Source organism: Sphingopyxis sp. Soil_C_28 (assembly GCF_057657055.1).
Genome location: NZ_JBDGJE010000001.1, coordinates 458,777 through 481,209, shown reverse-complemented (window position 1 = coordinate 481,209; position 22,433 = coordinate 458,777). Strand labels below are relative to the sequence as shown.

The window sequence follows — 22,433 nt, the reverse complement described above, 5'->3', positions numbered from 1 at the left end:
CGAACGAGGATGAGCTCCGGACCGATGCCCGGGCGGCGGGCTTTGCTGGCCGGATCCGCAGCGCTGATCGCCGGCGGCCCAGTGTCCGCCCGCGCCGGTACGCGAGACCAATGCGCAGACGGCAAGGCCACGTGGGTCCCGTCCGAGGAACTGGTTCGGGAACTTCCGCGCGTCATGCGGATCGCAGGGGTGCCTGGCGCCGCCATCGCGGTCGTGGACCGCGGGCAGCTCGCCTGGAGCCGGAGCTTCGGCGTAAAAAACATCCTCACCCGCGACCCGGTGCGGGAGGATACATTGTTCGAAGCCGCATCGATGACCAAGCCGGTCTTCGCCTATGTCGTGATGCGGCTAGTCGATGAGAAGCGCCTCGATCTCGACAAGCCGCTCGTCTCGTATCGCCGACCGGCGAATTTGGGTAATGATCCGAATCTCGAGCGCATCACGGCGCGGCATGTGCTGGGGCATTCGACCGGCTTGCCCAACTGGGCTTCCGAGCCGCTGGTCACGAGTAGCGCGCCGGGATCGATCTACACCTATTCCGGCGAAGCCTTCATCTGGCTGCAGCTGGTCGTCGAGACCATCATGGGAATGGGCCTCGACAATGTGATGCGGGCAAAGCTGTTCGACCCGGCCGGAATGTCGCACAGCAGCTTCGGCTGGGACGAGGAGATCGCAAAGTCGGTAGTCTTCGGCCATTCCGAACCTCCGGAGGGCGAGCAGAAACTTCCTCCCCAGCCCACGCGCGAGTTGGGCGACCGGCTGCTTCGGGTCGCATCGAAGTGGCGCAAGCCGATCGCGTTCTGGACCTATGAAGATTCCGTCGCGGCAATGCGCGAGGCGGATCCCGAGACGCCGCCGTCGACACACGACCTGCTCGTCAATTCGGCGGGAGGGCTCCTGATGACAGCATCCGACTATGCGAAGTTCATGGTGCTCATGATGGACCGGCCGGCACGGGCGGACTGGGAGATCAGTGGCACCGCCCGACAGGCGATGCTCACCCCCCTGCTCGACGTGCGCGGGCGCGACATTTCGCGAGGGCTGGGCTGGGAACTCGAAGAATCCTCGGTGGGCCCGCTGTTCCAGCACAGCGGCAGCAATTACGGGATATTCAAGACGCTGGGTGTCGGCGATGCGCGGAACGGGCGGGCGATCGTCGTCTTCACCAACGCCGCGAACGGCAATGCGCTCGCGGCCCGGATCGTTCGGCAGGCTACCGGGATCGACCGGTTAAAGTCCCTGATCTGATCAGCGATGCTGCCGGATCGAGAGGATGATCGACGAGGCGATCGTCCTCAACATATTGTTGGTGCCCCTGGCCGGACTCGAACCAGCACTCCTTGCGGAACCGCATTTTGAGTGCGGCGCGTCTACCAATTTCACCACAGGGGCCCCGCACCTGACGAAGCCAGGTGCGAAGACTTCTCTGTATCGTGGCCAGCCACGATCAGGAAGGCCGCCCCGATAAGCCGGGACGCCCTCTTTTGCCAAGCTATTTCTTGAGCTCTTTCGCCAGCGTCTTCGCGGTCGCCTTGCCATAGGGCGGCTTGAAGCCCGCGAGTCCCGCGACGTCGAGCTTGGGCTGGCGATAGACGGCGCGCGCGTGGCTGAAGGTACGGAAACCATCGACGCCGTGATAATTGCCCATGCCCGAAGGCCCGACGCCGCCGAACGGCAGATCCTCCATAGCATTGTGGAACAAGACGTCGTTGACCGTGACGCCGCCCGAGATCGTCCGCGTCAGCACGCGGTCCTCCTCGCTCTTGTCGTGCCCGAAATAATAGAGGCCAAGCGGGCGGTCGTTGGCGTTCACATAGTCGATCGCGTCGTCGATCGTCTTGTAGGTCTTTACCGGCAGGATCGGGCCGAAAATCTCTTCCTGCATGACTTTCATATCGTCGGTCGGGTTGCGGACGATGTGGAGCGGCATCTTGTGGCCGTTCGAGCTCGCGAAATCCTCGCCGCCCGGATTGACCTCGATCACCTCAGCGCCTTTTTCGCGCGCGTCGGCGAGATAGGACTGCAGCCGGTCATAATTGCGCGTGTTCACCACCGACGTGTAATCATCATTGGCGAGCAGGGTCGGATAGAGCGCGGTCGCGCCTTTCGTCACGCTGTCGATCACCGCGCCTTCCTGATCCTCCGCGACGAGCAGATAGTCGGGCGCAAGGCAGATCTGCCCGGCATTCATCATCTTGCCGAGCGCGACGCGCTGGCCGACGAGATCCTTGTTCGCGCTGCGACCGATAAGGGTTGGCGACTTGCCGCCAAGCTCAAGCGTCACGGGTACGAGATTATCCGCGGCGGCGCGCATGATATGCCTGCCCACGCTCGTCGCCCCGGTGAAAATCATATGGTCGAAGGCAAGTTTCGAGAACGCGACGCCAACATCGGCATCGCCGGTGAACACCGCCATTTCGCTTTCGTCGAAATATTTCGGGACCAGCCGCGCCATCAATGCCGATACATTTTCAGTGAACTCGCTCGGCTTGATCATCGCACGGTTGCCCGCCGCAAGGATGCCCGCCATCGGCACGAAAACCATCCCGACCGGAAAATTCCACGGTGCGACGACGCCGACGACGCCCTTGGGCTGAAAGACGACCTCGGCCTTTGCACCGAGCAGCCCGAGCGGAAAGGTCGGTTTGCGCTTTTCGCCCTTTGACCAGCTCGCCATATGCTTCTTCGCGTGCTTCAGCGCGCTGACCGACGGCATGATATCGGTCATCAGCGTCTGTTCGCGGCTGCGATGGCCGAAATCCTCGCTCACCGCCTTGGCGAAATCCTCGGCATTATCGACGAGCAGGGCAATCGCGCGGTCGATGCGGTCGCCGCGAACGCCAAGGCTTTCGGGCATGGCAGCGGTGAAGCTCGCCTTTTGCGCCGCGAGCACCGCGTGCATGCGCGCCGTTTCGCCGGCAATATCTTGCTTGATTGCGGTGGCCATGACCCATCTCCCCCATTTATCTGTGCGGGCGCCGTTTGATCACGCCACGCGTCGGGTTGCAAGATGAAACCGGCTGCCCATCTAGCCCCTGCCCCTTTCGCAAGTGCAGCAAAGGCGCTAAGCGACCCGCCGACGTATCTTTCCCCTACGGAGTCTCTCGATATGACCGCCACCGATCCCGTCGTCTTCCTCTCCTATGCCCGCACCCCCATGGGCAGCATGCAGGGCAGCCTGTCGGACGCGAGCGCGACCGATCTCGGCGCGACTGCGGTCAAGGCAGCGGTCGAGCGCGCGGGTGTGTCGGGCGACGATATCGAGCGCATCTATATGGGCTGCGTGCTCCCCGCCGGGCTCGGCCAGGCGCCGGCGCGTCAGGCCGCGATCAAGGCGGGCCTGCCCAAATCGGTGCAGGCCACGACCGTCAACAAGGTGTGCGGTTCGGGCATGCAGACCGTGATCATGGGCGCCGAAGCGCTCGCCGCGGGCAGCGTCGACCTGATCGTCGCCGGCGGCATGGAATCGATGACCAACGCGCCGTACCTGCTAAAGAAGCATCGCGGCGGCGCGCGCATCGGTCATGACACCGCGTATGACCATATGTTCCTCGACGGACTGGAAGACGCCTATGAGGCAGGCCGCGCGATGGGCACTTTTGCCCAGGATACCGCCGATGCCTATCAGCTGAGCCGTCAGGCACAGGACGATTATACGCTCGAATCGCTGAGCCGCGCCAAGAGCGCCATCAGCGACGGCGCCTTTGCCAATGAAATCGCGCCCGTGACCATTTCGGGCCGCAAGGGCGACGTCATCGTCGACACCGACGAAGCGCCCGGCAAGGCGATGCCCGACAAGATCCCGACGCTGAAGCCCGCCTTTGCCAAGGACGGCACGATCACCGCCGCGACCAGCTCGTCGATTTCGGACGGCGCCGCTGCCGTGGTTTTAACCCGCCAGTCGGTCGCTGATGCCAAGGGCGCGAAGCCTGTCGCCCGCCTGGTAGCGCACGCCGCGCACGCGCAGGAGCCGAAGGATTTCACCGTCGCCCCCGTCGGCGCGATCAACAAGCTGCTTGCCAAGACCGGCTGGTCGATCGGCGACGTCGACCTGTTCGAAGTCAATGAAGCCTTTGCCTGCGTCGCGATGTTCGCGATGCACGACCTTGGCATCCCGCACGAAAAGATCAACGTCCATGGCGGCGCCACCGCGCTTGGCCACCCGATCGGTGCCAGCGGTACGCGCATCATCACGACGCTGATCGCCGCGCTCCAGCGCCACGGCAAGACGCGCGGTATTGCGAGCCTGTGCATCGGCGGCGGCGAAGCGACCGCGGTGGCGATCGAACTCGTCTGACACGAAAATTCGGAAGGTTGCACGGCGCCGTCGCAAGACGGCGCCGCTTCGTCGTTATGTGCGACAAACTGCGACACTAATGTCCTGAAAATAAACGGCGCATTCCGGCGCCGTTCAATTCGACTCGACTAATCCTTGTTTCAGTCATCGGGCAGTCCCCTCCCCCTGACGGATTGAAAGGATCAACCAATGAAGACCAAATTTCTCACCGTCGGCCTGATCGCAGCTTTGATGGTTCCCGGCGTTGCCGCGGCCCAGACGCGCGGCGAAGTGCGCGACAGCCGCCAGAATGTGCGCGAAGAGCAGCGCGAATTGCGTCAGGCCCAGCGTTACGGCGATCGCAGCGACGTTCGCGAAGAACGCCGTGACGTGCGCGATGCGCGTCAGGAACTGCGTGAAGACAAGCGCGATTGGCGCCGCGACACGCGATACCAGAATTATCGCGCGCCGTTCAAATATCAGTCGTTCCGCGTCGGTTCGACGCTGCGCTCGAACTATTACGCGCCCAGCTATCGTCCGACTTGGGACAGCCGTTGGGGCGTGCCACGCGCCGGTCGCAACCTGACCTACGTGCGTCATTACAACGACCTGCTGCTCGTCAACGAGCGTAACGGACGCGTCGTGAAGATCTATCGCAACCACTTCAACTGGCGCCGCTAAGCGATAAATATCGCTTGGATTCAAAGAGGGTCGATGGGCAACCATCGGCCCTTTTTTGCGGCGGCGATTGTCGTTGCTGCGCGCCCGCGAAAGGCATAGCCTGCGCGAATTCTTGTGGGGGAGACATCGAGATGAAAAAACTGGTTCTGCTTGCCGCGCTCACCGCGCTGTCGGCCTGTTCGCAAAAAACCGAAGAGTCAAAAGACACCGCCGCTGCGCCCGCCGAAACGGCAGCGCTCGCTCCGGCTGCCAACGCTGGGACGGCGCCTGGCAGCTATGACGTCAAGATGGCCGACGGCACGACGGCTTCGACGACGATCAACGCCGACGGCACCTATGTCGATATCGACCCGACAGGAAAGACCGTCAAAAAGGGAAAGTTCGCGCACAAGGACGGCAAGGATTGTTTCGATCCCGACGGCGACGAAGCCGAGGCATGCTGGGCGCTGTCGCCTGTCGCGGCCGATGGCAGCTTCACCGCCACGGCGCCCGACGGAACCGCGGTGACCGTTACGCCAAAGAAGAGCTGATCCAGCGACGGGACTTGGGAGCGGCCGATAGTCGGGGCGACCTTAGTCGCCCCAGATATGGTCGGCCTGGATCCAGCCTTTGCGTCCCTTCACATCGAACAGGCACCAACCGTCCTTGCAATCGGTTATCCGCCCGACGACGCCGGGCTCGGCGCGATAGGCGATTCCCGCTGACGTGCTGGCATCTTCGCGCATCGGCCGGATTTCGCCGGTGACGATCGCGGTGCGCGTGCGGCTCAATAACCGCGCCGCCATCCAGCCTTGCGTCCCGTCAGGATCCTCGATCTTGCGCCAGGTTTCAAAGCGCGCGACGACCTTTACCGGCAGATCCTTGCGCCGATATTCCCATATCACCGGGACATCGGGCGACGGTCCCTTGCGCATCCGCGCTTCATCGACGTTGATCGACGCCCAATAGGGCAGTTCGACGTCGGATTGCGCTGCGGCCGGTCCCACGACGGCCATCAACGCGGCGGATAGTAATATCTGGCGGCTGGTCATCTCTCTGCCTTGTCAAACTCGTGTCCGCAATTCAACCGCTCGCCGCGCAAAAGGCTGCGTTCATCCCCAGTCTTTTCCCGGTTCTTTCGACATTCGCGCACTTGACCACCGCGGCGCGGCGCGCTCTATCGGCGGCCATGCCCGATTCATCCCGCCCGAAACGCCCGCGCGTCATCGTCACCCGCCAGCTGATGCCGCATGTCGAAGCGCGCATGGCCGAATTGTTCGACGTGTCGCTGTCGGCGCGCGACGAGGCCTTTTCGATCGAGCAATTGAAGGCCGCGGTCGCCGACTGCGACGTGTTCGTCCCGACCGTGACCGACCATATCGACGCCGATATCCTGGCGGCGGCGGGCGACCGGCTGAAACTGATCGCCAATTTCGGCGCGGGCGTCGACCATATCGACCTTTCGGCCGCCCGTGCGAAGGGCATCATGGTATCGAACACCCCCGGCGTCTTTACCGAAGACACCGCCGACATGACGATGGCCCTGATCCTCAGCGTCCCGCGCCGGCTGGCCGAGGGCGAGAAGCTGATGCGCTCGGGCTTGTGGGCCGGCTGGGCGCCCAGCGCAATGCTCGGCCACCGCGTCGGCGGCAAATTGCTCGGCATCATCGGCATGGGGCGCATCGGGCTGGCGGTGGCGCGCCGAGCGCGCGCCTTTGGCCTGTCGATCCACTATCACAACCGCCGGCGCCTTCCCGAAGCGATCGAGGAGGAATTGGGCGCGAGCTACCATGCCAGCGTCGATACACTGCTGCGGATCAGCGACATCGTCACGCTCCACTGCCCGCACACCAGCGAGACACACGAAATGGTCAATGCCGCGCGGATCGGCGCGATGAAACCCACGGCCTATCTCATCAACACCGCGCGGGGCGAGATCGTCGATGAAAAGGCGCTCGTTGCCGCGCTTCAGACGGGCCGCATCGCGGGCGCCGGACTCGACGTCTATACGCACGAGCCCGCGGTCGACCCTGCGCTGCTGGCGCTCGACAATGTCGTGCTGCTGCCGCACCTCGGCTCGGCAACGATCGAGGGCCGCGAAGCGTCGGGCGAAAAAGTCATCGCCAATATCCGTGCCTGGTGCGATGGGCACAGGCCGCCCGATCAGGTGCTGGAGGGCTGGGCCTGAGCGCGACTTGTCAGTCGAGGGGCTTGTTTTTCACCGCAGTCTGGTCGGCTTTTTCCATCGCATCGTCATAGGCGGCGATCAACTCATCGAACTTGGTGCGGAAAGCGATGGCTTCCCGGGCGAACGGGATACCGCTCTGTTCGGCAATCGCATCCGATAGCAGCCAGTCGATATGGCGCGCAGCCGCACCCTCGCGGTCGCCGGCCGCGGTATCGCGTTTCAGCGTCAGCATCGCATCTTCGACAAGCTGATAGCGTTTGCTCCACACTTTCAGCCAGTTTTCGCCCTGCTCGCCATAGCGACGCAGCCAGACGATCTGCGGATCTTCGGGGTCGATTTCATCCGCCGCCGCCAGCACGACCTTGATCCGCGCATAGAGCAGTTCCTGGAACAGCTGATCGGGTTCGCGTTTCCACCGCGCCAGCATCGCCGGGTCGGGATTGCTATAATTACCGTCCGGAAACAGGAAGCGGTCGACAAAGATCGGATGATCGAAGGTCAAGGGGCGCAATTCGGGAAATTCGAGATAGACCGCCATCTCGGTATAGGTGCTGGCCTCGCGCTCGTTCCGGAAATTCTTCGCCTCGAGTGTCGCGAGATTGATGCCTGCGATATGGGGCATGTTCGCGGCGTGATAGATTTCATGCAGATAGCGCAGGTCGCGGATCGCCGGATTGGCATAGTCGCACAGCAAAATGCCGCCCCACCATGCCGAGAAATGTGTCCATTCGACCTTTTCGTCCGAGGCCTCATAGAAAATGCGCGGGACGCGGGCAAAGCGCTCGATGAGCCGAAAGACCGCGCCGCCGCTTTCGTGCGACCGGCGGATCGGCCCGTCCGACCACAGCCCCTTCACATAGTCGTGAATATCGTCGGGCCGGATCAACAGGCGGATCGTGTCGGTCTTCACGCGCGGGCACCCCCTTCATTCGCCCATAGATCGAGCAAAGATGGCGCACTGAACGGCGCCATCGCCGGGTCGATCAGGCATGTCATAGCCGGCGTCAGGCACAGCCGCACCACGCGCTCATCCCCGCTTCCGCGGAAGACATTTTTTACAAGGTCGCTCTGCCCCGCGTCAGCCGGCGCGATCCCCAGCAGCATCACATCGGCGGGTGCCAGTCCGGGAACATCGAGCGCCTTGCCGATGCGTCGCGACGCCTCTTCCTGCACCGCGCGATATTGTCGCGGCAGGTCGAACACCCCATGCCGCTTCATCATTTCGGTCGCCCAGGCGAGCGACTGGAGATTTTTGAACCATTTATTGCCGAAAAGCGACGGCATTTCGCTGCGCGAGAATACGCCGCCAACGCGATGATAATAGCCGCCAAAGGGTTTGCTGTGGCTGAACACGAACGCCGGGATGTTGGGCGCGTGGAGATCGATGGCAAAGCTGCGCGCGACACTTCCGACATAGGTCAGATCGGGAATGACCGGCACGCCCGGCCGCTGTTTCGCCATCTGGTCGATAAAGGCCGGAAAATTGTCCCAGACCATGCCGTCGATCGCCGACGGCTGGCTGATCCAGAACATAGCGCCGTCGGGCATCGCAGAGGGCGCCTCACGCCAATTCTGTCGCTGGTGACGCACGACCGCTATACCCAGCGAAGCAGCGTAGGCCGGAAATCCTTCATATTCGCCATCGAAAATATGGATCGAGGGATCGATGCCGCGATCCACACAGGCCGCCAGATATTCGGCCATGATCTTGAATATCCCCTCGCTTGCGCCTGCGGTCGGATAGCGGAAAGGGAAAAGATCGGCCGGAAAGTCTACGACCGGCCGTGCCCATTCGACCCATTTGTCGAAATAGGAGACATGCATGTCGTCCTGCTTTTGGGACCATGGCTCGCGATACATGCCGAAATAGCGGCGGCGCCGGATTTCCTGTTCCGCGACGACCGCCTCGACCGACGATAAGGCAGTCGGCGGCTTTTCTCCGCCATCGACGATCGCAGCGAGCACGGCTTCGGATTCGGGCATCACCAGCGAATAGATCGTACCCGACGCGCCGGCAGCGAGCAAAGCTGCCTTGATATGCGCGTCGGTATAGGCCGGCAGTTCGCCGGGCATCTGGCGATCAATCCCCCGTCAAAATCCGGTCGACAAGTTCCTTCACCGTCGGGGTGAAGTTGTTCGAATAAAAGGGATCGGTCTTGAAATTAAATGCGGCATGCCCCGCAAACATCAGATTTTGCTCGGGATCGCCGCCGTGCGCGATGTCCTGCAGCGTCTTCTGAATACAGAAGCTACGTGGATCGGCGAGGTAGCCGGTGGTGTAGTCGTCATGGTCTTTCCACGACGAAAAGCCGCAATGCGACAGGCAGCCCATGCAATCGGTCTGATCCTTGCGGATCACCGCCTTGTCGCCTTCGGTGACGAAGACGACGGTGTTGTCGGGGGTTTTCAGCGCCTCGGTATAGCCTTCGGCCGCCCAATCGCGCGCGCGGGCGCGGTCATGCGGGGTGACCCAGAAATTCTTGCCTTTCACCCCGACATCGAGCTGGACGATATGATCGCCGGCTTCCTGCTTAGAATAGGGAATCTGCCGCTCCGAGCGTGCTTCGAGATCGCGCAGGAACGGCGTGCGCACCGCGCTGGAGTAAAAGCCCGTCGGCGAGAAGCGGTGCAAAAGCACATCGCCATCGTCGAGCGTGCGAAGGCGATCTTTCCACGCCTGCGGGATCGGGCTTTCCTCGGTCAACAGCGGCCGCGTCCCGTACTGGAAAACGATCTGGCCGAGTTCGGGATTGTCGATCCAGTTCTCCCAGTCGCGCAGATACCAGACGCCGCCGGCCATCACGATCGGCACGCTGTCGGCGATCCCCTCGGCGCGCATCATTTCGCGCACCGCGGCGACGCGCGGATAGGGATCCTGCGGGACCAGCGGATCTTCAGCGTTCGACAGGCCGTTGTGGCCTCCGGCGAGCCAGGGATCTTCGTAAACCACCGCGCCCAAAAGATGCGGCACCTTGTGATAAGCGCGCTTCCACAACGCGCGAAACGCACGCGCCGAACTGATGATCGGCAAATACATGACATTGTGCCGCTCGGCGATTTCGCTCAGCTTGTACGGCATCCCCGCGCCACAGGTGACCCCAGCGACCATCCCCTTGGTGCGCGCGAGCACACCTTCGAGAATCTGCTGCGCGCCGCCCATTTCCCAGAGCACATTGATATTGATTGCGCCCTTGCCGCCCGACACCTCATACGCGCGTTCGACCTGCGCCACCGCGCCTTCGATGCCATATTGGATCAGCTCTTCGTGGCGTTCACGCCGGGTCAGCGCGCTGTAGATTTGCGGGACGATCTTGCCCTCGGCGTCATAGCTGTCGGCGTTGACGGCCGACACGGTGCCGATGCCGCCGGCAGCCGCCCAGGCGCCGCTCGACATATGGTTCGTCGCCGACACGCCCTTGCCACCCTCGACCAACGGCCAGACTTCGCGTCCGCCGTAAAGGATGGGCTTCAAACCTTTGAACATTCTAAATCTCTTTCTCTCCACCGGTCGCGTCCCGCTGACCAGCCCCCTTTGCCGTTTCCGTAAGCGGAACACGGCCATGAAAGTCAATGGTCGCGCCGCCTAATCCCCGGAGAAAAGGCGGCGTCCCCGAAGGGCGCGACCATAGAGATTTTCATAGGCTGCGACCATGGTAGATTCGGCGAAGCGTTCGGCGGCGACGCACCGGTTGGCCGCGCCCGTTTGCACACGCAGTTCGGCGTTCATGGCTAGTTCCGCCAGAGCGCCGCGAAAGGCCGCCTCGTCGGTCGCGATGAAACGGCGGTTTTCGTCCGACACCATCGACGACACGTCGCCGACATTGGGGCTGACGACGGGCAATGCCGCCGCCATCGCCTCAATTACCGCTATTGGCGCCTGCTCGCTTTGCGACGACAGCGCCAGCATATCGAAATGACCGATCCAGCGCGCGGGTTCCGACATAAAGCCCGGCATCACCAGCCGCTCGCCCATCCCGCACGCCGCCGCTTCGGCCGCAATGGCTGCGCGTTCGGGGCCCTCGCCGACGATGACCAGCCGGACATTGGCGGGCAACGTGGCGACCGCGCGGACGAGGCGCGGCAAATCCTTCACCTTGCGCAGACCTGCGACGGTGCCGATCACCACGTCGCCCTCGCGCCGATCCAGTCCCGGAAGCGCGGCCGATGGCCTCGCTTCATAAGCTTCGGTGTCGATCCCGTTGCGGATCACCACCGTGCGGCGCACGGCGCTCCACTCGTCGGCCGCGATCCGCTCGAGCAGCGCCGAAGGCACGATCAGCGCCTCGGCGGTCGGCAACGCCAGCCTGCGAAAGCCGTTGCGCTTCCAGTTGCGCTTGACGCTCTCGTCCTCGTTAAATCCATCCTCATGGTGGATCAGTGGCGGGAGGTGACGGAACGGCGCAAAAATGCGATGTGCCATCACCCCGTCCATCGATCCCCAATTATAGCTGAGGACAAGGTCGAACTGCTGCATGTAACGCGCGAGATCGCGGTAGCGCGCCGGTCCGGGCTTGCCATGCAGCGGTGGCGCATCGGCCGGAAATTCAACATCGATGCCAGGGTCGATCGAATCGCGCGCGCCCATCGCATCGGGCACCGCCGACAGAATGACGTGGCGCGCGCGCGATCCCATCAGATTCATCAGCCGCACCGCGCGCGCTTCCTTTCCGCCCAGCGAAAAGCTCGAATGGAGGTGCAACAGGCGGACGGAACGATTGCCGGTCACGCGGCGGGTAATTCCACCGCCCAGGCATCGATCGCGGCTCGTGCTTCGGGCTCGTCCATCGTCGGTGCATGCCCGACCCCCGGAACCTCGACCAGTCGCGCCCGCGGCAGTTCGGCGACCATCTTCTCGCCCGCGGATCGCGCCAATATATCCGACAACTCGCCGCGTAGGACCAGCAGCGGAATGTCTCCGAGCGCGCGGTACGCCGGCCAGAGGTCGACTGCCGTCTCGCTCGTCGGCGCGCGCAAGGGCGCCGCGATCTGTTTGTCGTAATCGGCCACGATCCGTCCCTCGGCGGTCAGCCGGTGGGTTCGCTTGGTCAGCCGCAGCCAGTCATGGATTTCATAGCCCGGATAAACCGCCCTGTTGAGCTCCGCCAAGGCGCGCGCGGCATGCATCCACGTCGGCTGGCTGCCGCCGGCGCCGATATAGTCGCGGATCCGCTCCAATCCCGTCACCTGGAGTTCGGGCCCGACATCGTTCAGAACCGCGCCGACCAGTCGCCCAGGCAGTGTCGCCGCCATCAGCATCGCGACCAGTCCGCCGAGCGAGGTGCCGATCACCGCAAAGCGTTCGACCTCCAGTTCGTCGAGCATCGCGACGACATCCTGCACATAGGTGAGCGGGACATAGGTCATGGGATCCTTGGCGAAGGCACTTTCGCCTCGCCCGCGAAATTCGATCACGATCACTTTGCGATGTCGCGCGACATGCGGCGCCAGCATCTCGAAATCGCGGGCGTTGCGCGCCAGCCCCGGCATGCACAGGATCGGCGGCGCGCCTTCGTCCCCTTTGGGCCCCGCATAGACCCGCGCGTGCAACCGAACGCCGTCGGACGACCACCAATATTGGTCCGACCAGTCGCGGCGGCTGTCCTGTTTGGCCAATATGGCACGTCCCCTTGTATCGCGTATCAGCATGTCCCGGCACGCGGGACTCGTCCGCGTCTATCGCCAACCCTGCCGCGCGGCGCAAGCAATCCCTCGCATGCACCCACCACAGGTTGCCGTCGCCGCCTTTCACCGATAAGACCCGAGCGACCATGAGCGAGCCCCTGATTTCCTTCGAACCCGCAACCGGCGAAGAGCTCTGGCGCGGACCGGTCAGCGATGTCGACCATGAGGTCGAAATCGCCCACAGCGCCTGGCCCGAATGGGCTTCCAAACCCGTTACCTTCCGCACCGAAACGCTGCGCCGCTTCGTCGACCGCGTAAAGGCCGAGGCAGAGCCGTTCGCCGACCTGATCGCGCGCGAAACCGGCAAACCTTTATGGGAAGCGCGTACCGAGGTCGAGTCGGTCACCAACAAGGTGGATATTTCGGTCAAAGCCTATGGCGAGCGCACGCCCAATCGCCGCATCGAGGGCGCGATGGGATTGCGCAACGCGGTGCGTCACAAACCACATGGCGCGCTCGCGGTGCTTGGCCCGTATAATTTTCCGGCGCATCTGCCCAACGGCCATATTGTCCCGGCACTGATCGCGGGCAATTCGGTGCTGTTCAAACCGTCCGAAAAGACGCCCGCGGTCGGCGCGAAGCTTGTCGAGCTTTTCCATAGCGCGGGTGTTCCCCAAGAGGTGCTCCGCCTCGTCATCGGCGGTCCCGAAACCGGCAAGGCGCTCGCCGGTCACGAAGGCATCGACGGTCTCCTCTTCACCGGCTCGGCGCGCACCGGCCTTGCGCTCAATCGCCAGTTCGCCGGCCAACCGGGCAAGATGCTCGCCCTCGAAATGGGCGGCAACAATCCGATCGTCGTGTGGGACACCGCCGATATCCGCACCGCGGCGATCATCGTGGTCCAGTCGGCGTTTCTCAGCGCCGGGCAACGATGCAGCAACGCGCGCCGGCTGATCGTGCGCGACAGTCTCGCCGACGCGCTGATACAGGAGGTTTGCAGCCTCACGAACCGGCTGATCGTCGATCATCCGCATGCGGAACCCGCACCGTATATGGGGCCGGTGATCGACAATGAAGCTGCCGATGGGCTGACCGAAAGCTTCCTGATCCTGATGTCGAATGGTGGCAAGGTAATCCGTCACATGACTCGCCCGCTCGCGGACCGCCCCTTCCTGACACCCGGTATCATCGATGTCACCGCGATGCCCGAACGCCCCGACATCGAGCTGTTCGGCCCGCTGCTCCAGGTGGTCCGCGTCGACAGCTTTGAGGCCGCGATCGCCGAGGCGAACAACACCGCCTTCGGCCTGTCGGCGTCACTGATCGGCGGCACCCCGCAGCTTTACGACCAGTTCTGGGCCAATGCGCGTGCGGGCGTGATCAACTGGAACCGCCCCACCAACGGTGCGTCGTCGGCTGCGCCCTTCGGCGGCATCGGCTTGTCGGGCAATCATAGGCCCAGCGCCTTCTACGCCGCGGACTATTGCGCCTATCCGGTGGCGTCGGCCGAAAGCGACGCAATGCGGGCATCGATCGGTGTCGGCTTGCGGGACCCCGAGGGTCCGCAACTGGTGCTCAAGAACTACAATTAAGCTCTTTCGTCATGCCGGACTTGATCCGGCACCCATTCCGGCGATGGAAGCGTGGCCCCCGGGTCAAGTCCGGGGTGACGAAGATGGGGCGGCAATTTTACCTTCATCGGCGCCAAAAAAGCCTGCTTTGCGATTCCGCCGGTGCCAGACCATTTACAGTGCATGGAAAAGACTATTCCTTTTGAAGGCAAGCTCTGGCTTGTCGGTGCCGGGCCGGGTGATCCCGACCTCTTGACGCTGCGTGCCGCGCGCTTGCTCACGACGGCAGACCTCGTCGTTCATGACGGACTCGTCGGCGACGGCGTGCTCGCGCTGATCCCGTCGCATATTGAACGGATCAGCGTCGCCAAGCAGCGCAGCCGCCACACGATGAAGCAAGATCTCATCAACGAACTGCTGGTTCGCGAAACGCTGGCCGGGAAGCAGGTGGTGCGCCTGAAGGGCGGCGACCCGTTCATCTTCGGCCGCGGTGGCGAGGAGCTTGAGGCCGCGCGCAACGCAGGTGTGGCGTGCGAAGTCGTCCCCGGGATCACCGCTGCCGCTGGCTGCGCCGCACAGGCTGGCCTCCCCCTCACCCACCGCGAGGATGCGAGCGCTGTGAGCTTCGTCGCTGGCCAGTGCAAGGATCTGACCGACCAGGACTGGTCGGGCCTCGCGGGACACGGCCGCACGCTGGTGATCTACATGGGCCTCGCCAGCGCAACCGCCATTGCCGACAAGCTGATCGCCGATGGCGTCTCGCCGGGCCTTCCCGTCGCGGTAGTCGAACGCGGCACCACCGCCGACGCGCGCGTCCTCCGTACCCTGCTCACCGATCTCGGCGACCTTGTCATACGCGAGAAGGTTCAAAGCCCCTCGCTCATCATCGTGGGCAAGGTCGCGGCACGCGCCGACGCGCTCGACTGCCTCGGCGCGCCGGGTGTTGCCGCTCAAATAAGGGATTTCACATGAAGCTGCTCACGGGCAATGACCTGAAAACAGGATTTGTCACCTGGTGGACCGGCGCCGACTGGTCGCTGCATATCGAGGACGCCGCCGACGTCGGTGAAGCCGGCGAGGCAATCCTCGCCGCCGAGGAAGGCGCGCGCCGCGTCAACGCGCCGTACATCATCAATGGCGAGGCGACTGCCGATGGCCCGCGCCCCGCGCACATCAAGGACCGCATCCGCGCGCTGGGCCCCACCGTGCGTCCCGACCTGACTTTGAAACCCGCCGATCCTGCGGCCGGCGACTGGGTGATCTGATATGTATAAATATGACGAATATGACCATGCGATGGTCGATGCCCGCGTCGCCGAATTTTCGGACCAGGTACGCCGCCGCCTCGCGGGCGAGATCACCGAGGATCAGTTCAAGCCGCTGCGCCTGATGAACGGTCTCTATCTCCAGCTTCACGCCTATATGCTGCGCGTCGCGGTGCCTTACGGCACGCTCGACGGCCGCCAGATGCGCATGCTGGCACATATCGCGCGCAAATATGACCGCGATTACGGCCATTTCACCACGCGCCAGAATATCCAGTATAACTGGATCAAACTAGAGGATGCGCCCGCGATCCTCGAAGATCTGGCATCGGTCGAGATGCACGCGATCCAGACGAGCGGAAATTGCATCCGCAACATCAGCTCGGACCAGTGGGCCGGCGCGGCTGCCGACGAGATTACCGATCCGCGCCCATGGGCCGAACTGCTTCGCCAATGGTCGAGCTTCCACCCCGAATTCAGCTATCTGCCGCGCAAGTTCAAGATCGCAGTGATCGCGGCGGAGGAAGATCGCGCCGCGATGCGCCTCCACGATATCGGCATCCAGATCGTCGAGAAGGACGGACAGCACGGCGCCGCCTTCTACGTCGGCGGCGGTATGGGCCGCACCCCGATGATCGCACCCCTGATCAACGATTTCGTACCGCTCGACGACATGCTGAGCTATGCAGAGGCGTGCCTGCGCGTCTACAACCGCTACGGCCGCCGCGACAATATCTACAAGGCACGCATCAAGATCCTGATCCACGAACTGGGCGCCGACGAATATCGTCGCCAGGTCGAGGAAGAGTTCAAGCATGTGAAGTCGCTGGGTATCGATCCGCCCAAGGCCGAATTCGACCGCATCGCCGCGCAATTCGCGCCGCCGCCGCTCGACGCCTCCGCGCCCGATGACATCGACCGCAGCGATCCCGACTTCGCCGTCTGGGTCGATCAGAATGTCGCGAAGCACAAGGTTCCGGGTCATGCGATCGTCAACATCAGCCTGAAGCCCGTCGGCGGCATCCCCGGCGATGCGTCGTCGGCGCAGATCGACCTGATGGCCGACCTTGCCGAAAAATACAGCCATGACGAACTGCGCGTCACCCATGCGCAGAACATCGTGCTGCCGCACGTCCGCAAGGCCGATCTCTACGCCGTCTGGCAGGCGCTCGATGCGGCCGGGCTCGCGACGCCGAACCTCGATCTGATCAGCGACATCATCGCCTGCCCCGGCCTTGATTATTGCAGCCTCGCGAATGCACGCTCGATCCCGGTCGCGCAGAAGATCGCGCAGCGCTTCGCGGATCCGGTGCGCCAGCGCGACTTGGGCGAGCTCAAGCTCAAGATTTCGGGCTGCATCAATGCATGCGGGCATCACCATGCCGGCCACATTGGCATCCTCGGCGTCGATCGCAAAGGCACCGAAAACTACCAGCTGTCGCTCGGTGGATCGGGCGCAGAGGATGTGAGCCTCGGCACGATCACCGGTCCCGGGTTCGACGAGGATGGCGTCGTCGACGCGATCGAGCGCGTCACCGACAAATATCTGGAAACACGCACCGAGGGCGAACGCTTCGTCGATACCTTCCGCCGCGTCGGCATGGCTCCGTTCAAGGAGGCGATCTATGGTTGAGCATATCCACACGGACGGCGAAGAGCCCGCAGTCACCCTCGACGCCTTCCTGTCGCAATCGAACGCGACCGCGGTCCGGCTCGAACCCGATGAGGACGCGCGCGCGCTGATCCCGCATCTCGACCGGCTGGCGCTGATCGAAGTCGCATTCCCCAAGTTTCGCGACGGCCGCGGCTATTCGTCCGCGCGTATCCTGCGCGAGGCGGGTTATGTCGGGGAATTGCGCGCTCAGGGCGACGTGCTCGTCGACCAGATCGCTTATCTGAAGCGCTGCGGTTTCGATACGTTCGCACCCGAAAAAGAGCTTAATTCGGCCGATGTCGAGGCTGCGCTGTCGCGCTGGCCCGAACATTATCAGGGCGCCGCCGACGGCGCGGTGCCGATCTGGAAACTGCGTCATGGCTAGCAAGACCGCATCCGAGGACCGCACCCGCGACCGGATCGACGTGGCGCCGCGTTTCACACAGGCCGACGTCATTCGCCTGAACAACCTGTTCCGCGGCCAGGATGCCGCCGAAGTGGTCGCGAGCGTGATCGGTGCGGGCCTGCTGGGCGAGACCGCGATTGTCTCGAGCTTTGGCGCCGAGAGCGCGGTGCTGCTGCATCTGGTGGCGCAGGTGGCGCCCGACATGCCGGTGCTGTTCCTCGATACCGGCAAGCATTTCCCCGAAACGCTCACCTATCGCGACACGCTCGCGGCGCGACTGGGGCTCAATATCGTCAATCTGACCCCGGATACGGACGATCTGGCGAGCAAGGACGCGACCGAACTGCGATGGTCGTACGACCCCGACGGTTGCTGCGAAATCCGCAAGGTCAAGCCGCTCGAAAAGGCGATGGCCGATTTCGACGCCTCGATCACCGGCCGCAAGGGGTTCCAGTCTTCCACCCGCCAAGGCCTGCCGCGCTTCGAACTCGACGGTACGACAGGTCGGTTGAAGTTCAATCCGCTCGCCAACTGGACGCGCGCCGAACTCGACGCCTATTTCGAAGCGCATGATCTGCCGCGCCATCCGCTCGAGGCCGAAGGCTATCCCTCGATCGGCTGCTCACCGTGCACATCGAAAGTCCAGCCGGGCGAAGACCCGCGCTCGGGCCGCTGGCGCGGCTGGGACAAGACCGAATGCGGCATCCATGAAGTGGTGACGCCGATCGACGACGACCCGGCGAACGATCCGGCATTCTAAACCGCTCTATTCATAATCCTCGAACGCCTGACTGTCGTCGGCCAGGTCGCTGAACTTCGTCGTCTTCGCCTCGAAGTGCAGGCGCACCTTGCCGGTCGAACCGTGGCGTGATTTTGCGATGATCACTTCAGCGAGTCCGAAAACGCGCTCCATCTCGGCGGCCCATTCTTCGTGCTGCGCGTGGATTTTGACATCGTCGCCCTCCATCGGACGTTTGGGCTCGCGGGAGCCGACATAATAATCCTCGCGAAACACGAACAGCACCATATCCGCGTCCTGCTCGATCGAGCCCGATTCGCGCAGATCGGACAGCATCGGCCTTTTGTCTTCGCGCTGTTCGACCGCGCGGCTGAGCTGCGACAGCGCCATCACGGGCACATGAAGTTCCTTCGCCAGCGTCTTCAAACCACGCGAAATTTCCGAAATTTCCTGCACGCGATTATCGCCGCTCTTCGATGTCCCCTGAAGCAGCTGCAAATAATCGACGACGATGAAGCCGATACCATGACGACGCTGCAGACGCCGAGCGCGGGTGCGCAGGCCCGCGATCGTCAGGCCCGGCGTGTCGTCGATGAACAGCGGCAAGGTCTGGAGCTGCTGCGCCGCGCGGCTCAACTGCTGGAACTGCTCCTTGCTGATCTTGCCCATGCGCAGCGCCTCGCCCGACACCCCGGATTGTTCGGCAAGCACGCGCGTTGCAAGCTGGTCCGCCGACATTTCGAGGCTGAAGAAAGCGACCTTCGCGCCCATATTCTTCTCGGGCGGAATGCCGTCGTCCTCATCGCGGCGGAAACGCTCGGCGGCGTTATACGCGATATTCGTCGCCAGCGAGGTTTTACCCATGCCGGGACGCCCCGCAAGGATCATCAAATCCGAATTGTGCATGCCGCCGATCTTGGCATTCATGCTGCCAATGCCGGTGGTAATACCCGACAGATGACCGCCCGAGTTGAGCGCGCGTTCGGCCGCTTGCAGCGCGGCGAGGCTCGCCGCGCTGAAGCTCTTGACCGATCCCATCTCGGCTTCGCCGCCCGCAACGCGGTACAGCGCGGTTTCGGCTTCCTCGATCTGCGATTGCGGATCGACACGCTCGCTGGTGTCGAGCGCATTGTCGACGAGCACGCGTCCGACGCCGACAAGTTCGCGGAGCAAAGCGAGGTCGAAAATCTGCCGCGCGAAATCGCGCGCGCCGATCAGGCCGGCGCCACTGCCGGTGAGTTGCGCGAGGTAACCGACCCCGCCAACCGCCTTCATCGCCTCGTCAGCCTCGAAAAAGGGCTTGAGCGTTACGGGCGTCGCGATGCTGTTGCGCTCGATCAGCGCCATCGTCTGCTGGAAAATGCGGCCATGGAGCGGCTCGAAGAAATGGTCGGGGGTCAACGCGACGGGCAAATCCTCGACGACTCGATTGTCGATCAGGATCGCGCCGAGAAACGCGGCCTCAGCCTCGATATTGCGCGGCAATTGGCGGTCATCCCCGGTATTTGCCGAGGGAGCGAGGCGGACGACATCTAACATGACGCCACAATGCGACGACGGCGCCAACGGCGCAACCGTCATCACCATGCCCCCGATGCACCTGTGGACTGTTTCGGGATAAGTCGTCCCTTGCCCTTCGGCGCCGGCCAAGTAGAAGCACGAACAGCATGAGCGAAGCGGACCCCTCGAAACAACGGATCATTTCGGTCGAACTCGACGAGGGTTCGATCGTCTGGCGCAATCCCGATGTCGAACAGGAACGCCGCGTCGCGATCTTCGACCTGATCGAGGACAATAAGTTCGTGCCGCAGCGCGGGCATGACGACGGCTATGCCGGCCCTTATCGCCTGATGCTGCGTGTCGAAGAGGGCCGCCTTATCTTTGAAATCAGCCGCGAAGATGGCTCGCCGCTAGAAGCGATCATCTTGGGACTGGGTCGCTTTCGCCGCCCGATCCGCGACTATTTCGCGATCTGCGACAGCTATTATCAGGCGATCAAGACGTCGACTGCGCAGCAGATCGAAACCGTCGACATGGCGCGGCGTGGCCTGCATAACGAGGCGGCCGAAATGCTGATGGATCGGCTCGACGGCAAAATCGCAGTTGATTTCGATACGGCGCGGCGGCTGTTCACGCTGATCTGCGTGCTTCACATCAAAGGTTAGGCATGGCGACGGGGGTGATCAGGGGCAATCGACCGGCAAAGCCGGACGGCGATTGGCGCGCCTCAATCGCGCGCGCGCTGCGCAAGGTCGGCGCCTCCATCGTGCTGTTGCTGCTAGCCGCCGGCCTCGCTTTGTGGTGGGCGGCGCGCTGGACCCCCGACCGCACGCTCTATCCGACGCAAGGCGTCACGATCGACGCGGGCAATGGCGATGTCCATTGGGGATCGATTAAGGCCGCGGGCGCCGATTTTGCCTATATCATGGGCACCGACGGGTCGGCGGGCATCGACCCGGCCTTCGTGCGCAACATGGCCGCGGCGCGCGAGGCGGGCGTGCAGGCCGGCGCGATTCACCGTTACAGCCTCTGCCAGCTCGCGACCGATCAGGCCGCGAACTTCATCCGCCATGTCCCGCGCCGCGCCGACGCGCTGCCCGCGGTCGTGTGGCTCGATTATGACGATCGCTGCCCTGACCGGCCGACACGCGCGCTGCTGCTGTCCGAACTCGCGACCTTCCTCGCGCAGATCGAAGCGCATATGGGCAAGCGCAGCCTGATCGCGCCCGGACCGGCGTTCGAGAGCGATTACAAGGTGACCCGGGGTATTGCCCGGACGACCTGGCTGCGCCGCGATTTCTTCGAGCCCGATTATGGCGCACACCCTTGGGCTATGTGGCAGGCGAATGACTATGTCCGCCTGTCAGGTGCCGACGGCACCGTCGGCTGGAACGTTTTGCGCCCGCAAGGAGAGATGCCATGACCGAGGACCGCGATGCGCTGATCGAAGCCGCGCGCGACGCCGCGAGCCGCGCCTATGCCCCTTATTCGGGTTTCCATGTCGGCGCCGCGCTGCTGCTCAAAAATGGCGATGTCGTCACCGGCGCCAATGTCGAAAACGCCAGCTATGGCCTGACGCTCTGCGCCGAAACCGTGGCGGTGGCGAAGATCGTCAACGAGGGGTGGATCGGCGAACTCGCCGAGGTCGCGATTATCGGCGGGCGCCCCGACGGCGATGCGTTGCTCGGCAGCGATCCGGTCAACCCATGCGGTCGCTGCCGCCAGATCCTTAACGAAGCCGCCGAGCGGTCGCAAACCGACATCCTCGTCCATTGCGCATCGGGCGATGGCAAGGAAGTCAGGACTTACCGACTCAGCCAATTGCTGCCCGCCGCCTTCGGTCCCAAGGATCTTGGGCTGATTAAATAGGGACTGTCCCTATTTAATGACTGACCGCTTGCGCAATCGCGCTCCCCCCGACAAGACAGCGCCATGGCCATTCTTTCCGACAAATGGATTCGCGAAGCCGCCCGGACGCAGGGCATGATCGAACCGTTCGTAGAGGCGCAGCGCCGCGACGGCTGTATCAGTTACGGGCTCTCCTCCTACGGCTATGACGCGCGCGTCGCGCCCGAGTTCAAGATCTTTACCAACGTCGATTCGACGATCGTCGATCCCAAGGATTTCGACCCGAAGAATTTCGTCGACCGCGAAACCGACGTTTGCATCATCCCGCCGAACAGCTTCGCGCTCGCGCGTACGGTCGAATATTTTCGCATCCCGCGCGACGTGCTCGTCATCTGCCTCGGCAAATCGACCTATGCACGCTGCGGCATCATCGTGAATGTCACCCCGCTCGAACCCGGCTGGGAAGGTCATGTGACGCTCGAATTTTCGAACACCACCCCGCTGCCCGCCAAAATCTATGCCAATGAAGGCGCGTGCCAGTTCCTCTTCCTGCAGGGCAATGAACCCTGCGAGATCAGTTACGCCGACCGCGCGGGCAAATATATGGGCCAAAAAGGCGTGACGCTGCCGAAGCTTTGATACGACTTACGCCATAATACTTGCCCTCGTCGCCGGAGTTGATAACGTTCCCAGAAATCATAATA

23 protein-coding genes and 1 tRNA gene are annotated in these 22,433 nt (G+C 63.2%); 15 read left to right on the top strand and 9 right to left on the bottom strand.

Annotated features, from left to right (window positions below; translation table 11 throughout):
• Window positions 1–42 precede the first annotated feature (42 nt).
• The gene (locus AC3A43_RS02220) at window positions 43–1,248 is read left to right on the top strand and encodes a serine hydrolase domain-containing protein (RefSeq protein WP_487790911.1); all 1,206 of its coding nucleotides are present in this window, start codon (window positions 43–45) and stop codon (window positions 1,246–1,248) included.
• A 59-nt stretch (window positions 1,249–1,307) separates the two neighbouring features.
• Here the strand turns inward: AC3A43_RS02220 and AC3A43_RS02215 are convergent.
• Both AC3A43_RS02215 and AC3A43_RS02210 read right to left on the bottom strand, forming a co-directional pair.
• Window positions 1,308–1,392: transfer RNA gene (locus AC3A43_RS02215), tRNA-Leu, on the bottom strand.
• Between the two features lie 100 nt (window positions 1,393–1,492).
• Window positions 1,493–2,947 carry a coniferyl aldehyde dehydrogenase gene (locus tag AC3A43_RS02210; RefSeq protein WP_487790910.1) on the bottom strand — a complete coding sequence of 485 codons (1,455 nt, stop codon included), beginning with the start codon at window positions 2,945–2,947 and terminating at the stop codon, window positions 1,493–1,495.
• 162 nt (window positions 2,948–3,109) lie between these two features.
• On the opposite strand from AC3A43_RS02210, the gene AC3A43_RS02205 reads away from it, so the two are divergent.
• The 3 genes from AC3A43_RS02205 to AC3A43_RS02195 all read left to right on the top strand — a co-directional run bounded on the left by AC3A43_RS02205 (window position 3,110) and on the right by AC3A43_RS02195 (window position 5,487).
• A complete protein-coding gene (locus tag AC3A43_RS02205; protein WP_487790909.1) occupies window positions 3,110–4,297 on the top strand; it encodes an acetyl-CoA C-acyltransferase in 1,188 nt (395 codons plus the stop codon).
• 189 nt (window positions 4,298–4,486) lie between these two features.
• Entirely contained in the window at window positions 4,487–4,957 is a 471-nt protein-coding gene (locus AC3A43_RS02200) for a DUF1090 family protein (RefSeq protein ID WP_487790908.1), read from the top strand.
• A 131-nt stretch (window positions 4,958–5,088) separates the two neighbouring features.
• Window positions 5,089–5,487, top strand: a complete 399-nt coding sequence (locus tag AC3A43_RS02195) for a hypothetical protein (protein ID WP_487790907.1) — start codon at window positions 5,089–5,091, stop codon at window positions 5,485–5,487.
• Between the two features lie 42 nt (window positions 5,488–5,529).
• Here the strand turns inward: AC3A43_RS02195 and AC3A43_RS02190 are convergent, their stop codons facing one another.
• Entirely contained in the window at window positions 5,530–5,988 is a 459-nt protein-coding gene (locus tag AC3A43_RS02190; protein WP_487790906.1) for an SH3 domain-containing protein, read from the bottom strand.
• 137 nt (window positions 5,989–6,125) lie between these two features.
• On the opposite strand from AC3A43_RS02190, the gene AC3A43_RS02185 reads away from it, so the two are divergent.
• The gene (locus AC3A43_RS02185) at window positions 6,126–7,124 is read left to right on the top strand and encodes a 2-hydroxyacid dehydrogenase (protein ID WP_487790905.1); all 999 of its coding nucleotides are present in this window, start codon (window positions 6,126–6,128) and stop codon (window positions 7,122–7,124) included.
• 10 nt (window positions 7,125–7,134) lie between these two features.
• On the opposite strand, the gene AC3A43_RS02180 is transcribed toward AC3A43_RS02185, so the two are convergent.
• The 5 genes from AC3A43_RS02180 to AC3A43_RS02160 form a co-directional block, all read right to left on the bottom strand.
• On the bottom strand, window positions 7,135–8,034 hold the full coding sequence (locus AC3A43_RS02180) for a hypothetical protein (RefSeq protein WP_487790904.1): 900 nt from the start codon (window positions 8,032–8,034) through the stop codon (window positions 7,135–7,137).
• Complete coding sequence (locus AC3A43_RS02175; protein WP_487790903.1) at window positions 8,031–9,197, bottom strand: hypothetical protein; 1,167 nt, start codon at window positions 9,195–9,197, stop codon at window positions 8,031–8,033. Before AC3A43_RS02175 ends, AC3A43_RS02180 begins: the two co-directional genes overlap by 4 nt.
• Before the next feature lie 7 nt (window positions 9,198–9,204).
• Entirely contained in the window at window positions 9,205–10,608 is a 1,404-nt protein-coding gene (locus AC3A43_RS02170) for an NAD(P)H-dependent flavin oxidoreductase (protein WP_487790902.1), read from the bottom strand.
• Window positions 10,609–10,707: 99 nt separating this feature from the next.
• Window positions 10,708–11,850 (bottom strand): glycosyltransferase family 4 protein, encoded by a 1,143-nt coding sequence (locus AC3A43_RS02165; RefSeq protein ID WP_487790901.1) that lies wholly within the window; start codon window positions 11,848–11,850, stop codon window positions 10,708–10,710.
• Complete coding sequence (locus tag AC3A43_RS02160) at window positions 11,847–12,770, bottom strand: alpha/beta fold hydrolase (protein WP_487790900.1); 924 nt, start codon at window positions 12,768–12,770, stop codon at window positions 11,847–11,849. The genes AC3A43_RS02165 and AC3A43_RS02160 overlap by 4 nt, the downstream gene beginning before the upstream one ends.
• Window positions 12,771–12,892: 122 nt before the next feature.
• Here AC3A43_RS02160 and astD point away from each other — a divergent pair, with 122 nt between their 5' ends.
• The 6 genes from astD to AC3A43_RS02130 all read left to right on the top strand — a co-directional run bounded on the left by astD (window position 12,893) and on the right by AC3A43_RS02130 (window position 18,402).
• The gene (astD, locus tag AC3A43_RS02155) at window positions 12,893–14,338 is read left to right on the top strand and encodes a succinylglutamate-semialdehyde dehydrogenase (protein WP_487790899.1); all 1,446 of its coding nucleotides are present in this window, start codon (window positions 12,893–12,895) and stop codon (window positions 14,336–14,338) included.
• 162 nt (window positions 14,339–14,500) lie between these two features.
• On the top strand, window positions 14,501–15,289 hold the full coding sequence (cobA, locus tag AC3A43_RS02150; protein WP_487790898.1) for a uroporphyrinogen-III C-methyltransferase: 789 nt from the start codon (window positions 14,501–14,503) through the stop codon (window positions 15,287–15,289).
• Window positions 15,286–15,582 (top strand): DUF2849 domain-containing protein, encoded by a 297-nt coding sequence (locus AC3A43_RS02145; protein WP_248454487.1) that lies wholly within the window; start codon window positions 15,286–15,288, stop codon window positions 15,580–15,582. The genes cobA and AC3A43_RS02145 overlap by 4 nt, the downstream gene beginning before the upstream one ends.
• A gap of 1 nt (window position 15,583) precedes the next feature.
• Window positions 15,584–17,215: a nitrite/sulfite reductase gene (locus tag AC3A43_RS02140; RefSeq protein ID WP_487790897.1), complete on the top strand. Its 1,632-nt coding sequence runs from the start codon at window positions 15,584–15,586 to the stop codon at window positions 17,213–17,215.
• A complete protein-coding gene (locus AC3A43_RS02135) occupies window positions 17,208–17,621 on the top strand; it encodes a DUF934 domain-containing protein (RefSeq protein ID WP_487790896.1) in 414 nt (137 codons plus the stop codon). Before AC3A43_RS02140 ends, AC3A43_RS02135 begins: the two co-directional genes overlap by 8 nt.
• On the top strand, window positions 17,614–18,402 hold the full coding sequence (locus AC3A43_RS02130) for a phosphoadenylyl-sulfate reductase (RefSeq protein ID WP_487790895.1): 789 nt from the start codon (window positions 17,614–17,616) through the stop codon (window positions 18,400–18,402). Before AC3A43_RS02135 ends, AC3A43_RS02130 begins: the two co-directional genes overlap by 8 nt.
• A 6-nt stretch (window positions 18,403–18,408) precedes the next feature.
• Here the strand turns inward: AC3A43_RS02130 and AC3A43_RS02125 are convergent, their stop codons facing one another.
• The gene (locus AC3A43_RS02125; protein WP_487790894.1) at window positions 18,409–19,920 is read right to left on the bottom strand and encodes a replicative DNA helicase; all 1,512 of its coding nucleotides are present in this window, start codon (window positions 19,918–19,920) and stop codon (window positions 18,409–18,411) included.
• Between the two features lie 128 nt (window positions 19,921–20,048).
• On the opposite strand from AC3A43_RS02125, the gene AC3A43_RS02120 reads away from it, so the two are divergent.
• From AC3A43_RS02120 to dcd, 4 genes are all read left to right on the top strand, one after another.
• The gene (locus AC3A43_RS02120) at window positions 20,049–20,546 is read left to right on the top strand and encodes a UPF0262 family protein (RefSeq protein ID WP_487790893.1); all 498 of its coding nucleotides are present in this window, start codon (window positions 20,049–20,051) and stop codon (window positions 20,544–20,546) included.
• 2 nt (window positions 20,547–20,548) lie between these two features.
• Window positions 20,549–21,304: a glycoside hydrolase family 25 protein gene (locus tag AC3A43_RS02115; protein ID WP_487790892.1), complete on the top strand. Its 756-nt coding sequence runs from the start codon at window positions 20,549–20,551 to the stop codon at window positions 21,302–21,304.
• On the top strand, window positions 21,301–21,750 hold the full coding sequence (locus AC3A43_RS02110; RefSeq protein ID WP_487790891.1) for a cytidine deaminase: 450 nt from the start codon (window positions 21,301–21,303) through the stop codon (window positions 21,748–21,750). The genes AC3A43_RS02115 and AC3A43_RS02110 overlap by 4 nt, the downstream gene beginning before the upstream one ends.
• Window positions 21,751–21,813: 63 nt before the next feature.
• A complete protein-coding gene (dcd, locus tag AC3A43_RS02105) occupies window positions 21,814–22,368 on the top strand; it encodes a dCTP deaminase (RefSeq protein WP_487790890.1) in 555 nt (184 codons plus the stop codon).
• The last annotated feature ends 65 nt before the right edge of the window (window positions 22,369–22,433 follow it).

Coding starts and splice junctions, on each gene's coding strand:
- AC3A43_RS02160 (WP_487790900.1), bottom strand. CDS start 12,770: ATGCTGATACGCGATACAAGGGGACGTGCCATATTGGCCAAACAGGAC.
- AC3A43_RS02210 (WP_487790910.1), bottom strand. CDS start 2,947: ATGGCCACCGCAATCAAGCAAGATATTGCCGGCGAAACGGCGCGCATG.
- AC3A43_RS02110 (WP_487790891.1), top strand. CDS start 21,301: ATGACCGAGGACCGCGATGCGCTGATCGAAGCCGCGCGCGACGCCGCG.
- cobA (WP_487790898.1), top strand. CDS start 14,501: ATGGAAAAGACTATTCCTTTTGAAGGCAAGCTCTGGCTTGTCGGTGCC.
- astD (WP_487790899.1), top strand. CDS start 12,893: ATGAGCGAGCCCCTGATTTCCTTCGAACCCGCAACCGGCGAAGAGCTC.
- AC3A43_RS02130 (WP_487790895.1), top strand. CDS start 17,614: ATGGCTAGCAAGACCGCATCCGAGGACCGCACCCGCGACCGGATCGAC.
- dcd (WP_487790890.1), top strand. CDS start 21,814: ATGGCCATTCTTTCCGACAAATGGATTCGCGAAGCCGCCCGGACGCAG.
- AC3A43_RS02145 (WP_248454487.1), top strand. CDS start 15,286: ATGAAGCTGCTCACGGGCAATGACCTGAAAACAGGATTTGTCACCTGG.
- AC3A43_RS02135 (WP_487790896.1), top strand. CDS start 17,208: ATGGTTGAGCATATCCACACGGACGGCGAAGAGCCCGCAGTCACCCTC.
- AC3A43_RS02195 (WP_487790907.1), top strand. CDS start 5,089: ATGAAAAAACTGGTTCTGCTTGCCGCGCTCACCGCGCTGTCGGCCTGT.
- AC3A43_RS02170 (WP_487790902.1), bottom strand. CDS start 10,608: ATGTTCAAAGGTTTGAAGCCCATCCTTTACGGCGGACGCGAAGTCTGG.
- AC3A43_RS02200 (WP_487790908.1), top strand. CDS start 4,487: ATGAAGACCAAATTTCTCACCGTCGGCCTGATCGCAGCTTTGATGGTT.
- AC3A43_RS02140 (WP_487790897.1), top strand. CDS start 15,584: ATGTATAAATATGACGAATATGACCATGCGATGGTCGATGCCCGCGTC.
- AC3A43_RS02205 (WP_487790909.1), top strand. CDS start 3,110: ATGACCGCCACCGATCCCGTCGTCTTCCTCTCCTATGCCCGCACCCCC.
- AC3A43_RS02175 (WP_487790903.1), bottom strand. CDS start 9,197: ATGCCCGGCGAACTGCCGGCCTATACCGACGCGCATATCAAGGCAGCT.
- AC3A43_RS02115 (WP_487790892.1), top strand. CDS start 20,549: ATGGCGACGGGGGTGATCAGGGGCAATCGACCGGCAAAGCCGGACGGC.
- AC3A43_RS02190 (WP_487790906.1), bottom strand. CDS start 5,988: ATGACCAGCCGCCAGATATTACTATCCGCCGCGTTGATGGCCGTCGTG.
- AC3A43_RS02125 (WP_487790894.1), bottom strand. CDS start 19,920: ATGTTAGATGTCGTCCGCCTCGCTCCCTCGGCAAATACCGGGGATGAC.
- AC3A43_RS02120 (WP_487790893.1), top strand. CDS start 20,049: ATGAGCGAAGCGGACCCCTCGAAACAACGGATCATTTCGGTCGAACTC.
- AC3A43_RS02185 (WP_487790905.1), top strand. CDS start 6,126: ATGCCCGATTCATCCCGCCCGAAACGCCCGCGCGTCATCGTCACCCGC.